This window comes from Curtobacterium sp. BH-2-1-1 (assembly GCF_001806325.1).
Lineage (GTDB): Bacteria > Actinomycetota > Actinomycetes > Actinomycetales > Microbacteriaceae > Curtobacterium.
Window position 1 is genome coordinate 1,545,066 of sequence record NZ_CP017580.1, and the last position, 12,679, is coordinate 1,557,744.

Here is a 12,679-nt window from a genome sequence, read left to right on the forward strand (position 1 = left end):
CCCTCCTAGAGCCCGGCGCGGCGGGACTCGGCGAGCTCGACGAGCCGGTCGCGCAACTCGTCGGCGTCGGCGAAGGGGATGCCGGGGATCCGGACGTTGGTCGACGCGGCCGCCGTGACGAACTTCAGCTCGCTCATGCCGAGCACCCGGTCGAGCGGTCCGCGGTTGACGTCGACGAGCTGCATGCGGCCGTACGGGACGGCGGTGAACCGCTGCCACATCAGGCCGCGCCGGAGGACGAGGTCGTCGTCACGGAGGGCGTACCCGATCGCCCGCACGCGTCGCGGCGTCAGGATCGCCGTCACGAGGGTGACGATCGCGACCGCGATGCCGATCAGCGTCCAGACGGTGCCGGCAGTGCCGGAGAACCCGCCGCTGACGACGCCGATGATGACGCAGCCGGCGGTCACCACGAGCCCGATCACGATCGTCGTGACGAGCTCGGTCCAGACGAGCTTGGGCGACACCCGGGTCCAGGTGGTGCCGGTCAGTCCCAGACCGGGCTCGTCGAGTCGTTCACGCGGCATCGCGGGCCTCCTGCGGTCGGGTCGTGCTGGGTGCACCGGGTCGGTGCGCTTGCGTCGTGCCGCTCCGGTGTCGGTGCGCCGGCTTCGTGCCGCCCCGGTGTCGGTGCGCCGGCGTCGTGCCGCCCCGGTGTCAGTGCGCCTGCGTCGTGCCGCCCCGGGGGAGGTCGTCGTCGTCATCGTCCCCAGGAGGAGCGATGCACATGCGTTCGGCGACGAGTGCGCACACCGTCAACACGAGTCCACCCCCGACCGCCACGGCGTTCGGCAGGACCGAGCCTAGCGAAGGGAAGGCCGAGCGGGTCAGGAGGTACACGAGCAGGCCCGCGCCGAACCCGCCGAACAGCGAGCCCGCGATGCTCGACGCCTTCGCGAGCACCACGACGCGGATCGCGTAGAGCGGGTCGACGGGGTGCGACCGGGACGCGCCGTCGCGAGCGTGCCGACGGACCGGCCGGGCCATCAGGACCACGGCGATGCCGATGAACGCGAGGGTGACGCCGAGGGGTGTCGCGAGGAACAGCGTCGGCGCCTGCCGCGACGCCAGGACGGCGTCGAGGGCGAAGCCGGCGACGGCCGCGACGACGGCGACGCTGAGCAGGGTGGAGGCGCGGGTGGGCTTCACGAATCGCTCGTCTCTGGCCTGGAGGCGCGGGTCGGCTCGTCGAAGAGGCGCGGCTCGTCGACGCGCTCCGTGTCGTCCCCCACCCGCTCGAGCAGGTCGGCGACCGGCCCGACACCCGGCAGGACGGCGTCCGGGTCGGCGTCGTGCCACGGCGCGAGCACGAACGCCCGCTCGCCGGCGCGCGGGTGCGGCACGGTCAGGGTCACGGTGTCGAGGGACAGGTCGTCGTACGCCACGAGGTCGAGGTCGAGCGTCCGGTCGCCCCAGCGGACCTCGCGCGTGCGGCCGTGGGTGTCCTCGATGCCGTGCAGGGCGTCGAGGAGCTCCTGCGGCTCGAGGTCGGTGTCGACGACCACGACGGCGTTCCGGTACCGGGGCTTCGTCGTGTCCGGGCCGTCGAGCGTGACGGCGACCGACTCGACCTCGCGGCTGGAGGCCACCGGACGCACCCCCGGGAGGGCGACGATCGCGGCGGCGGCGGCGCGCAGGGTGTTCCCCCGGTCGCCGAGGTTGGCGCCGAGGGCGACGACCGCCCGGCTCACTCTTCTTCCTCGACGTCGGGCCCGGCGGCACGGACGCCGCCACGGGTCCGACGGATCGTGATCGACACGTCGGTGAACGGCACCGTGATGGGCGCCTGCGGCTTGTGCACCGTGACCTCGGTCGCCAGGGCCGCACGGTGCGTCAGCACGGCGGCGGCGATGCGCTCGGCGAGGGTCTCGATGAGGTCGACCGGGTCGCGCTCGATCTCGGCGACGACCTGCTCGGCGAGCACGCCGTAGTGCACGGTCTCGTCGAGGTCGTCGGAGCCGGACGCGGCGCGGGCGTCAACCTCGACGGCGACGTCGACCACGAAGTCCTGGCCGTCGGCGCGCTCGTGGTCGAAGACCCCGTGGTGGCCGCGTGCGCGGACCCCGGTCAGTCGGATGGTGTCCCTCACGATCGAGCTGCCCTCCAGGCGTCCCAGACGTCGAGCACGGCACGGGTCGGTGCCGGGTCGTGCACGCGCACACCCCACGCCCCGCGTTCGGCGGAGAGCAGGCTGATGGCGGCGGTGGCGAGGTCGCGCTCCTTCGGGGCGGCACCGGCAGCGCTGCCGACCCCGTCGAGGAAGCGCTTGCGCGAGGCGGCGACGAGCACCGGCAGGCCGATCGATGCGAACCGCTCGTAGCCCGCCAGGATCTCCCAGTTCTGCACGCCCTGCTTGGCGAAGCCGAGGCCCGGGTCGATGACGACCTGTTCCTGGCGCACCCCGAGGACGATGAGCTCGGCGACGCGCAGTTCGACCTCGCGCCGGACCTCGTCGACGGCGTGCACGTACTCGGCGTTGCGGTACATCCGGTCGCTGTGCCCACGCCAGTGCATGACGACGAACCCGGCACCCGTGTCACGGACGACGCGCGCCATGTCGTCGTCGGCCAGCCCACCGGAGACGTCGTTCACGATGGCGGCGCCGAGGTCCACCGAACGCTCGGCGGTCGAGGCGTTCATCGTGTCGACGCTCACCGTGATGCCCTCGGCCACGAGCTGCTGCACGACCGGGAGCACCCGCTGCTGCTCGACCTCGACGGGGACGCGCTCCGACCCCGGCCGGGTCGACTCCCCACCGACGTCGACGATGTCGGCCCCGGCGGCGACGAGTTCACGGGCGTGCTGCACCGCGGCGTCGTACGCCTGGTGCAGGCCGCCGTCGCTGAAGGAGTCCGGCGTGACGTTGAGGATCCCCATCACCCGGGTCCGGTCGTCGGCCGGCGCACCGCGGTCGCGCCGCCGACCGGTCACGATCTCCGGCACCGGTGCTGGTGCCCGGAGGTCGATCGCGACCGTCGGCGGCTCGGCTGCTGCGGCCCGCGCCTGGCTCACCTCGGCGAGCCGACGCGAGCGCCTCGTCGGCAGGTCCGTCATGCCGGCCTACGCGGGGGCGATACCCGGGTTGCCGAAGGGACGGCGACGGGGCTTCGACGACTCGTGGTCGGACTGCTCGGACGCGGTCGAGGCGGCCTTGCCCGGCACCTCGATGGCGGGCAGGTTGCTCACCGGACGCTTGTCGCTGGAGAGCCACTGCGGCCGTTCCGGCAGCTTGCGGACGTCCTTGAAGATCTCCACCAGCTCCGGGGCGTCGAGCGTCTCCTTCTCGAGGAGCTCGCCGGCCAGACGGTCGAGGATGTCGCGGTTGTCGTTGAGCACCTGGTAGGCCTCGTCGTGCGCGGCCTCGAGCAGGGCACGGGTCTCGGCGTCGACCGTCTCGGCGATGTTCTCCGAGTAGTCGCGGCTGGTCCCGCCGCTCATGTCGCGGCCGACGAACGGCTCGCTCGACCCGGAGCCGAGCTTGACGGACCCGACGGCACGGCTCATGCCGTACTCGGTGACCATCTTGCGCGCGGTGCCGGTGGCCTTCTCGATGTCGTTCGACGCACCCGTGGTCGGGTCGTGGAAGACGATCTCCTCGGCGACGCGGCCGCCCATGGCGTAGGTGAGCTGGTCGAGCAGTTCGTTGCGGGTGACGGAGTACTTGTCCTCGAGCGGGAGCACCATCGTGTAGCCGAGGGCACGGCCGCGCGGGAGGATCGTGATCTTCGTCACCGGGTCGGTGTGGCGCATGGCAGCGGCCGCGAGGGCGTGACCACCCTCGTGGTAGGCCGTGATGAGGCGTTCCTGGTCGGACATGATGCGCGTGCGGCGCTGCGGTCCGGCCATGACGCGGTCGACGGCTTCGTCGAGGGCGCGGTTGTCGATGAGCTGCGCGTTCGAGCGGGCCGTCAGGAGCGCGGCCTCGTTCAGGACGTTCGCCAGGTCGGCGCCGGTGAAGCCCGGCGTCTTGCGGGCGAGCAGCTCGAGGTCGACGCTCGCCGCGAGCGGCTTGCCCTTCGCGTGCACCTCGAGGATCTGCTGGCGGCCGGCGAGACCAGGGGCGTCGACGCCGATCTGGCGGTCGAAGCGACCGGGGCGGAGGAGCGCCGGGTCGAGGACGTCGGGACGGTTCGTCGCCGCGATGAGGATCACGTTGGTCTTGCCGTCGAAGCCGTCCATCTCGACGAGGAGCTGGTTCAGCGTCTGCTCGCGCTCGTCGTTGCCGCCGCCGATGCCGGCGCCACGGTGACGACCCACGGCGTCGATCTCGTCGATGAAGACGATGGCGGGCGAGTTCTGCTTCGCCTGCTCGAAGAGGTCGCGGACACGGCTCGCACCGACACCGACGAACATCTCGACGAAGTCCGAACCGGAGATCGAGTAGAACGGCACGCCCGCCTCACCGGCGACGGCTCGGGCGAGCAGCGTCTTGCCGGTACCGGGAGGGCCGTACAGCAGCACGCCCTTCGGGATCTTGGCGCCGACGGCCTGGAACTTCGCCGGCTCCTTGAGGAACTCCTTGATCTCCTGGAGCTCCTCGATCGCCTCGTCGGCGCCCGCGACGTCGGCGAAGCTGACCTGCGGGTTCTCCTTGTTGTTCATCTTCGCCCGGGACTTGCCGAACTGCATGACCTTCGAGCCGCCGCCCTGGGCGTTGGCGAGGAGGAACCAGAACAGGGCACCGATGATGAGGAACGGCAGGAGGATGCCGAGCAGCGAGAGGAACCAGTTCGACTGCTGGACGGTGTCGTTGTAGCCCTTCGGCAGGTTCGCGTCGTTGACGGCCTGGATGACCTCTTCACCGCGCGGCGTCGAGTAGTAGAACTGCTCGTGCGCGTTGCCGTCCTTCAGGGTGAGGTCGACGCGCTGCTCGGTGGAGTTCACCACCACGGAGGAGACCTTGCCGTCGGAGAGCTGCTGGAGACCCTTCTGCGTGTCGATCTGCTGCGTGCCGGACTGGCTGATGACAGCCCATCCGATCCAGATCCCCACGATCGCGATCAGCACGTAGATGTACGGCCCGCGAAGGATGCGCTTGAAGTCCATGTGATCCGGGCAGAGCGCCCGACACCTTTCTCTGCCGAAGTTGCGTGCTGATCAGCATACGGCTGCGATTCTGTGGCGAGAATGGGTGTCCTCTGCGGGCGAACTCCACCCGCCGCCAGGATCAGCTGTAGACGTGCGGTGCGAGCACCCCGACCCCGCGCAGGTTGCGGTAGCGCTCGTCGTAGTCCAGCCCGTAGCCGACCACGAACGCGTCCGGGATGTCGAAGCCGACGTACTTCACGTCGACCTCGACCTTGGCCGCCTCGGGCTTGCGCAGCAGTGCGACGATCTCGACGCTCGCGGCCCCGCGGGACTCGAGGTTCTGCTTGAGCCATGACAGCGTCAGACCGGAGTCGATGATGTCCTCGACGATGAGGACGTCCCGCCCGTGCAGGTCGGTGTCGAGGTCCTTGAGGATGCGGACCACGCCGGACGACTTCGTGCCGGAGCCGTACGACGACACCGCCATCCAGTCCATGCGCGCCTGCATCTTGAGGTGGCGCGAGAAGTCCGCCATCACCATCACGGCACCCTTGAGGACACCGACGAGCAGTGGGTCGCGCCCCGCGTAGTCGGCGTCGACCACCGCGGCGAGCTCGGCGAGCTTGTCGTCGATCTGCTCGGGGGTGAAGAGGACTTCGGACAGGTCTGCCTGGACGTCGGAGAGTTCCACCACCCCAGCCTAACCGGCGGTGAAGGCCAGACGGTCGCCCGATCGCGACGCCTGCACGCCCGGCAGGTCGATCGGCCCCTGCCCGCTCCAGTCGGTGACGAGCCGGCACACCTCGAGCGTCTGCACGCGGGACAGCGTCACGCCGAACTCGCTCTCCACCGCCAGCCGCACGAGCCGCTGCCGGAGGGCCGGCGGGTTGGCCGCGAGCTCCCGCACGGACAGCGAGATGCCGGCTTCGGAGTGCTCGGCGAGGTCCTCGGCCATCTCCTCGGCGAAGTGGTCGAGCGCGGCCGAGTCCTCGCGCAGCTGGTCGGCGGTGCGGGCGAGGGCCTCGGGCACACCGGCGCCGAGTTCGCGTTCGAGCGCGGGCAGGAGCACGTTCCGGACGCGGACGCGCGCGAAGGCCGGGTCCGCGTTCTGCGGGTCGTCCCACGGGGCGAGTCCGGCGGCGGCGCACGCCTGCCGCGTCGTGTGTCGACGGACGCCGAGGAGCGGCCGCCCGTAGGCCGGCCCCGCCTCGCGCCGCGTCAACGGCGCCATGCCGGACAGCGAGTCCGGCCCGCTCCCGCGGGCGAGGCCGAGCAGCACGGACTCGGCCTGGTCGTCCAGCGTGTGTCCGAACAGCACGAGGGGTGACCCGACGTCGGACGCGACGAGCGCGATCGACGCGTGCCGCGCCTCCCGAGCCGCCGCTTCGGGACCGCCCGTGGAACCGACGGCGACACGACGGACGGTCACCGGTTCGAGTCCCAGCTCGGATGCCTGCCTGGAGGCGCGGCTCGCCACCGCCTCGGACCCCGCCTGGAGCGCGTGGTCGACGACCACCGCCCCTGCTCGCAGGTCCTGCTTGGGCGCCTCGAACGCGGTGGCCGCGGCGAGCGCGAGCGAGTCCGGTCCGCCGCTCAGCGCGACGAGCACGAGGTCTCCGGGGCGCACCGTGCCCTCGTCGAGCGCCTGCGCGAGCAGGGAGCGCACCGCGCGACGGGTGTCGGCGACCGCAGGGTCGAGCCGGGGACGCGGAGTGTTCACCCGGTAACGTTAGCCGCGCTTTCTTCCCGCACATCAGACCAGGAGCGCAACATGGCCGCGTACGACGTCGTCGTCGAGATCCCCAAGGGCAGCCGCAACAAGTACGAGGTGGACCACGAGACCGGTCGCGTGTACCTCGACCGCGTGCTGTTCACCTCGTTCGTGTACCCGACCGACTACGGGTTCTTCGAGAAGACCCTGGCCGACGACGGTGACCCCGTGGACGCGCTGCTGCTCCTCGAGTACCCGACGTTCCCCGGTGTGGGCGTCAAGGTCCGCCCGGTGGGCGTCTTCAAGATGAGCGACGAGGCCGGCAACGACGCGAAGGTCCTCGTGGTCCCCGCGAAGGACCCGCGCTGGGCGCACATCCAGGACATCTCGGACGTCGACGAGCAGACGAAGGCCGAGATCGCGCACTTCTTCGAGCGCTACAAGGACCTCGAGCCGAACAAGTGGGTCAAGGCCGAGGGCTGGGGCGACGCCGCCGAGGCCGAGGCGATCGTCACGGCCGGCCAGGCCGCGTACGTGCCCGCCGGTCACTGACGCTCCCGGTCCCGTTCCGGCTCGACCGGGACTGCACCGCCTGACGACGAGTGCGCACGATCCCTCGTGCGCACTCGTCGTTCTTGCGTGCGGCTAGAGCGAACCGCTCGGCCGTGCGACGTAGGGCAGCAGCTGGCCCGGGGTCCAGATCGCCCGCTCGAGCACGCCGCGCTGCGGGTTCGCCGCCTCGACCATCATGCCGTTGCCGGTGTAGATCGAGTCGTGGTACGCCTCGTTGACGGTGCCGTTGTACGAGTAGAAGAGGATGTCGCCGGGCTGCCGCTGCGACATCGGCACGAGGCGCCCGATCGACTTGAAGTAGTTGTACTGCCAGACGACGTTGTGGCCACCGGTGGCGATGCCCTGCGAGCTGTAGGCCATCATCACGAGGCCGGAGCAGTCCCACGTGTTCGGGCCCGCGCCGCCGAACTGGTACGCGTCGCCGATCTGTGCTCGGGCGTAGGCGATCGCGCCGGCTGCCTTCGAGGGGGTGCTCGGCGCGGTCGGGGTCGTCGGGGTGGTGGGCGTGCTCGGCTTCGACGGGGTGGTCGGGGTGCTCGGCTTCGACGGTGTGGTCGGGGTGCTGGGCTTCGACGGTGTGGTCGGGGTGCTGGGCTTGGTGCCGCCGGTGGTGCCGCCGCCGGCGCTCGGCTGGGTGCTCGTGCCGCCGCCCGTGCTCGGCGTGCTGCTCGCGGCACCCCCACCCGAGCCGGTGCCGGTGCCCGCGGCCGCGGTCGCCCCGGAGCCACCGGTGGTCGACGCGAGCTGCGCCTCCGCCCGCTTCGCCTGCTGCGCGGTCCAGTAGGCGGCCTCGGTGGCGACGCTCGTGCCCTTGAGGTACGCGAGCTGCTGCAGCACCTCGTCCTGCTGGTCCTGCTCCCGCTGCACGCGTGCCTGCGCCGACGCCGCGGTGTCGTTCGCCTCGGCGAGGGCGGCCTTCGTCGTGTCCGTCGCCTTCGCGAGGGCCTTCGTCGCGGCGGACTGCTGCGCGGCGATCGCGTCGACGGTGTTCTGGTCCGCCTGGGCCTGAGCGAGGACGGTCGCGGACCGCTCGGACAGGTGCGACATCGTGCCGACCCGGTAGAGCAGGTCCTTCGAGTCCCGCGAGTCGATGAGCATCGCCGCGGACAGGTCCCCGCCGCCGGTGCGCGACAGCTCGACCACGAGGCCGGCGACCTGCTGCGCGGAGGCGCCCGCCGTCCGCTCCGCCCGCTTCGACTGCGCGGTGAGGTCGTCCAGGGTGGCCTGCGCGTCCTGCTGCTGCGACGACGCGAGGGCGTACGTCTGACCGGCCTGGAGCTCGGCGACCTGTGCGCTGTCGGCAGCGTCCTGCAGGGTCTGCAGCCGGGTGCTCAGCTCGTCGACGGTGGACTGGGCCTCGGCGGTGTCCGCCTTCGCCGCTCGCACGTCGTCCCAGCTCGGGGCGGACGGTGCCGCCTGGGCCGGGCCGGCGATCACGACGGAGAGACCGATCCCGAGGACGGCCACCACCGCGATCCCACAGGACAGGGTGCGAGCGGAGTGCTTCACGGCGTTCAGGGCCTTTCGGGCGCGCACACGGTCATACCGAGATCCCCCGCGCTGCCATGAAGGGGACCGGGTCGACGGCGGAACCGTTCACCCGGGTCTCGAAGTGGAGGTGGCAACCCGTCGACCACCCGGTCGAACCGACCTTGGCGATCTGCTGCCCGGCGGTGACGTGCTGGCCGACCGACACGAGCGTGCCGCCGTCGACGATGTGCCCGTACGCGGTCGAGATGCCGCCGCCGTTATCGAGCACGACCTCGTTGCCGTAGCCGCCGCCGTTCGCCGCGAACGTCACCGTGCCGGACGCCGCCGCGTAGATCGGGGCGTAGCAGGCGGGAGCGAGGTCGACGCCGGCGTGCAGGGCGTAGTTCTTCGTGTACGGGTCGAGTCGGTAGCCGAACGGGCTCGTCTGGTACCCGCCGGTCGGGCGGACCCAGCCGGACGAGTTCGGCGAACCGCCACCGGTCCCGCCCTGGCTCGTCGCCGCGGCCTTCGCTGCCGCTGCCGCGATGCGGGCCAGCCGGGCCTTCTCCACCTGGACGCCCTTGTTGTAGCGCGCCTCGACGTTCTGCTCGCTCGTGGTGAGCAGGGTGAGCTGCGCCTCGAGTCGCTCCTTGTTGTCCGCCTGGGCGTCCACGGAGGACTGCGCCTGGTCGGCGGCGGTCTGTGCGGCCTGCATCTTCTGCTGTGCCTGGTCGGCGAGGTCGCCGAGGGCCTCCTTGGCGCGGTCCGCCTTGTCGGCGAGGCCCTGGGCCACGCCGCGGTCCTGCGATGCCTGCGCGTAGATGCCGTCGGCCTGCTCGCTGAGCTTCGACATCGCACCGAGCTCGTACAGCAGGTCACCCGACTTCGTGGGGTGCGTGAGGATGTCGGTCGTCACGTCGTTCGCGCTCGCCCGCCCGAGCTGCGCCGCGAGCTGACCGGCCTGCGCCTCGGACGCGGTCGCGGTCTTCTCGGCGTCGTCCGCCTGGGATTGCAGCTTCTTCTGGGTCAGCGTCGCGTCGTCGTACTTCGTCTGCGCGGTCTGGTAGGCCGTCCCGGCGGCCTCGGCGGACTTCTGCGCCGCGGAGGCCTTCGCCGTGAGGTCGGCGATGAGCCCCTTGATCTGGGTCACCTTCGCCTGCTGGGCCGACTTCGACGCCTTGGCCTTCTCGACGTCCGACCAGCTCGGGTACGACGCCGCACTGGCCGAGTTCACCGGGGCGAGGGCCGCGAGGGTGCCGGCGGTGAGCGCGACGGCGACCGCGGCGGCGATGAAGCGGCGGCGGGGACGGGGGCGGAGTGAGAGCGATGGTGAGGTCGACATACATCTCGATTTCGTAACAGCGCGGCAAGGCTCACGCACGTAACACTGTTAACAAGCGCAACAGTAACAACAGGTGTCGCACCCGCACACCCCCTCGCACGAGGGGCACGGGACCGACGACGATGGTCGCATCGGAACATCGACAGCACGAATCGGGGCCTGGCGCCCCAGGGTGAGTGAAGCCCTGCGCCCGGGCGGCGCCACCGCGACACGCCGGGGATTCCGCGGTGGAGCGGCTCGATTTGTGAATCCTGCGGGGCATCCGTATGCTTGTCCATCGGTAGCGCGAAGCACCGCTTGCGGCCCTATCGTTTAGTGGCCTAGGACACCGCCCTTTCACGGCGGCAGCACGGGTTCGAATCCCGTTGGGGTCACTCCTCGCAGAGTGAGCAAGCAAGCACAGCACTACCGAACAACACAACACAACATGGCCCTGTAGCGCAGTTGGTTAGCGTGCCGCCCTGTCACGGCGGAGGTCGCGGGTTCAAGTCCCGTCAGGGTCGCCACGGCTGGATAGCTCAGTTGGTAGAGCGTTCGACTGAAAATCGAAAGGTCCACGGATCGATGCCGTGTCCAGCCACGGTGAAAGGCCCCCTACTCCGGTAGGGGGCCTTTTTGCGTTGGTCGTGACGCGACCACGTCCAGGAGGCGCGGTGCGGGTCGGACCCGCACCGCGCCTCCTGGGACGGGCACCTACGCCTCGCGCGTCTTCGGGCTGCTCTCCTCGGTCTTCGCCGGGTCGCGTTCGACCACCGAGCCGAGGGCGTCGTCGATGCGGGACAGCAGCTCCGCGGGGATCGTCACCCCGGCAGCGCCGGCGTTGTCGTGCACCTGCTCCGGACGCGAGGCGCCGATGATCGCGGACGCCACGTTGTGGTTCTGCAGCACCCAGGCGACCGCGAGCTGCGCCATCGACAGGTCCAGCTCGTCGGCGATCGGCCCGAGCTCCTGCACGGCGGACAGCACCTCGTCGCGCATGAACCGCTCGATCATCTTCGCGCCGCCCTTGTCGTCGGTGGCGCGGGAGCCCTCGGGCAGCGGCTGACCGGGCTGGTACTTCCCCGTCAGCACACCCTGCGCGATCGGGGACCAGACGATCTGCGAGATGCCGAGCTCCTCGGACGTCGGGACGACCTCGCCCTCGATGACCCGCCAGAGCGCCGAGTACTGCGGCTGGTTCGAGATGAGCTGGACGCCGAGGTCATCGGCGATCTCGTGTCCCGCGCGGAGCTGCTCCGCCGTCCACTCGCTCACGCCGATGTAGAGCGCCTTGCCCTGCCGGACGACGTCGGCGAACGCCATCATCGTCTCCTCGAGCGGGGTCTCGTAGTCGAACCGGTGTGCCTGGTAAAGGTCGACGTAGTCGGTCTGCAGTCGCTCGAGCGAACCGTTGATCGACTCGAGGATGTGCTTGCGGCTCAGGCCGGTGTCGTTGTGCCCCTTGGGTCCGGTCGGCCCGAACACCTTCGTGGCGATCTCGAGGGACTGGCGGCGCTCCCCCTTCAGTGCCTCGCCGAGGACGGTCTCGGCACCGGTGTTGGCGTAGACGTCGGCGGTGTCGAACGTCGAGATGCCGACGTCGAGCGCTGCCCGGACGCAGGCGATCGCCGCGTCGTTCTCGACCTGGGAGGCGTGGGTGAGCCAGTTGCCGTAGGTGATCTCGGAGACCTTGAGGCCCGAGTTGCCGAGGTAGCGGTACTCCATGTGCGTGTCACTCCTGTCGTGGCCGCGTCGGTGCGGCTCCGTCGGCGACGGTAGTCCTCGGGACCTCCGTACGAGCCGGTGACTGTACGCTGATGTTTCAGGAGCGGCGGGGAAAGACGAAACCCCGGCGATGTGGCGTGGGCCAGGGATCGTTCCGGGGTCTTCGTGGACAACGGTAGCAGACAGGGGTGTGATGCAGGAAGACGAGCTCGAGCGCTTGATAACGCCCGATCGGCTCCGTTCGTACACCGAGCGGACGGGGTCCTCGACCGGCGCGTTGCGGCTGTACGAGTGGAACATGCGCGCCGCGGCGTCGGTCATGGAAATCACGGGCGTCGTCGAAGTGGTCGCGCGCAACGCACTCGACCGAGAACTCAGCGACTGGGCGGCGGGTCGCACCGGGAGCCCGTGGTTCGACGTCGCTCCGCTCGACGGCCGCGGCAGTGCAGACCTCGCGAAGGCTCGAGCACGTGCGAGTCGGAACGGACGTCTCGACGAAGTCCACGGCCGGGTCATCGCCGAGCTCACCTTCGGGTTCTGGCGGTACCTCGTCGAATCGCGGTACCACACCTCGCTCTGGGTGCCGGATCTGCACAGGGCCTTCCCGCACGGGCCGGACAACCTCCGCATGCGGCGGAGCGAGGTGACGCGGCGCCTGCAGCAACTGCACTTCGTGCGGAACCGGGCGGCGCACCACGAACCCATCCACGCACGTGACCTGCAGCGGGACCACGACTACGCGCTCGAGCTGCTCGGCTGGATCAGCCCGCACGCGGCGGCGTGGGCGGCGGACACCACCTCGCTCCGAGCCGTGCTCCGCGCCCGTCCCGACGGGTAGGTGCAGGATCGGA

13 protein-coding genes and 3 tRNA genes are annotated in these 12,679 nt (G+C 70.7%); 5 read left to right on the plus strand and 11 right to left on the minus strand.

The window, feature by feature from the left end:
* Nucleotides 1–5: 5 nt before the first annotated feature.
* The 8 genes from BJK06_RS07215 to tilS all read right to left on the minus strand — a co-directional run bounded on the left by BJK06_RS07215 (nucleotide 6) and on the right by tilS (nucleotide 6,748).
* On the minus strand, nucleotides 6–527 hold the full coding sequence (locus BJK06_RS07215; protein ID WP_070417322.1) for a PH domain-containing protein: 522 nt from the start codon (nucleotides 525–527) through the stop codon (nucleotides 6–8).
* A gap of 130 nt (nucleotides 528–657) precedes the next feature.
* Complete coding sequence (locus BJK06_RS07220) at nucleotides 658–1,149, minus strand: DUF3180 domain-containing protein (RefSeq protein ID WP_070417323.1); 492 nt, start codon at nucleotides 1,147–1,149, stop codon at nucleotides 658–660.
* Entirely contained in the window at nucleotides 1,146–1,691 is a 546-nt protein-coding gene (gene folK, locus BJK06_RS07225) for a 2-amino-4-hydroxy-6-hydroxymethyldihydropteridine diphosphokinase (protein WP_070417324.1), read from the minus strand. The genes BJK06_RS07220 and folK overlap by 4 nt, the downstream gene beginning before the upstream one ends.
* Complete coding sequence (gene folB, locus BJK06_RS07230) at nucleotides 1,688–2,089, minus strand: dihydroneopterin aldolase (RefSeq protein ID WP_070417325.1); 402 nt, start codon at nucleotides 2,087–2,089, stop codon at nucleotides 1,688–1,690. Before folB ends, folK begins: the two co-directional genes overlap by 4 nt.
* A complete protein-coding gene (gene folP / locus BJK06_RS07235; RefSeq protein WP_181015159.1) occupies nucleotides 2,086–3,054 on the minus strand; it encodes a dihydropteroate synthase in 969 nt (322 codons plus the stop codon). The genes folB and folP overlap by 4 nt, the downstream gene beginning before the upstream one ends.
* 6 nt (nucleotides 3,055–3,060) lie before the next feature.
* Nucleotides 3,061–5,046 (minus strand): ATP-dependent zinc metalloprotease FtsH, encoded by a 1,986-nt coding sequence (gene ftsH / locus BJK06_RS07240; protein WP_070417326.1) that lies wholly within the window; start codon nucleotides 5,044–5,046, stop codon nucleotides 3,061–3,063.
* 121 nt (nucleotides 5,047–5,167) lie between these two features.
* Nucleotides 5,168–5,719, minus strand: coding sequence for a hypoxanthine phosphoribosyltransferase (gene hpt, locus BJK06_RS07245; protein ID WP_070417327.1), 552 nt, complete (start codon nucleotides 5,717–5,719; stop codon nucleotides 5,168–5,170).
* A gap of 9 nt (nucleotides 5,720–5,728) precedes the next feature.
* Entirely contained in the window at nucleotides 5,729–6,748 is a 1,020-nt protein-coding gene (gene tilS, locus BJK06_RS07250; RefSeq protein WP_070417328.1) for a tRNA lysidine(34) synthetase TilS, read from the minus strand.
* 51 nt (nucleotides 6,749–6,799) lie between these two features.
* Between tilS and BJK06_RS07255 the strand changes: the two genes are divergently transcribed.
* Complete coding sequence (locus BJK06_RS07255) at nucleotides 6,800–7,291, plus strand: inorganic diphosphatase (protein ID WP_070417329.1); 492 nt, start codon at nucleotides 6,800–6,802, stop codon at nucleotides 7,289–7,291.
* A gap of 93 nt (nucleotides 7,292–7,384) precedes the next feature.
* On the opposite strand, the gene BJK06_RS07260 is transcribed toward BJK06_RS07255, so the two are convergent.
* Together BJK06_RS07260 and BJK06_RS07265 are read right to left on the minus strand one after the other, a co-directional pair.
* The gene (locus tag BJK06_RS07260) at nucleotides 7,385–8,821 is read right to left on the minus strand and encodes an NlpC/P60 family protein (protein ID WP_070417330.1); all 1,437 of its coding nucleotides are present in this window, start codon (nucleotides 8,819–8,821) and stop codon (nucleotides 7,385–7,387) included.
* Between the two features lie 31 nt (nucleotides 8,822–8,852).
* The gene (locus BJK06_RS07265; protein WP_070417331.1) at nucleotides 8,853–10,124 is read right to left on the minus strand and encodes a M23 family metallopeptidase; all 1,272 of its coding nucleotides are present in this window, start codon (nucleotides 10,122–10,124) and stop codon (nucleotides 8,853–8,855) included.
* A 301-nt stretch (nucleotides 10,125–10,425) separates the two neighbouring features.
* On the opposite strand from BJK06_RS07265, the gene BJK06_RS07270 reads away from it, so the two are divergent.
* The 3 genes from BJK06_RS07270 to BJK06_RS07280 all read left to right on the plus strand — a co-directional run bounded on the left by BJK06_RS07270 (nucleotide 10,426) and on the right by BJK06_RS07280 (nucleotide 10,704).
* Nucleotides 10,426–10,498: transfer RNA gene (locus BJK06_RS07270), tRNA-Glu, on the plus strand.
* 55 nt (nucleotides 10,499–10,553) lie between these two features.
* Nucleotides 10,554–10,630, plus strand: a tRNA-Asp gene (locus BJK06_RS07275).
* A 1-nt stretch (nucleotide 10,631) separates the two neighbouring features.
* Nucleotides 10,632–10,704: transfer RNA gene (locus BJK06_RS07280), tRNA-Phe, on the plus strand.
* Nucleotides 10,705–10,817: 113 nt separating this feature from the next.
* On the opposite strand, the gene BJK06_RS07285 is transcribed toward BJK06_RS07280, so the two are convergent.
* Complete coding sequence (locus BJK06_RS07285) at nucleotides 10,818–11,828, minus strand: aldo/keto reductase family protein (RefSeq protein WP_070417332.1); 1,011 nt, start codon at nucleotides 11,826–11,828, stop codon at nucleotides 10,818–10,820.
* A 190-nt stretch (nucleotides 11,829–12,018) separates the two neighbouring features.
* Between BJK06_RS07285 and BJK06_RS07290 the strand changes: the two genes are divergently transcribed.
* Complete coding sequence (locus BJK06_RS07290) at nucleotides 12,019–12,666, plus strand: hypothetical protein (protein ID WP_083295124.1); 648 nt, start codon at nucleotides 12,019–12,021, stop codon at nucleotides 12,664–12,666.
* Nucleotides 12,667–12,679: the final 13 nt, after the last annotated feature.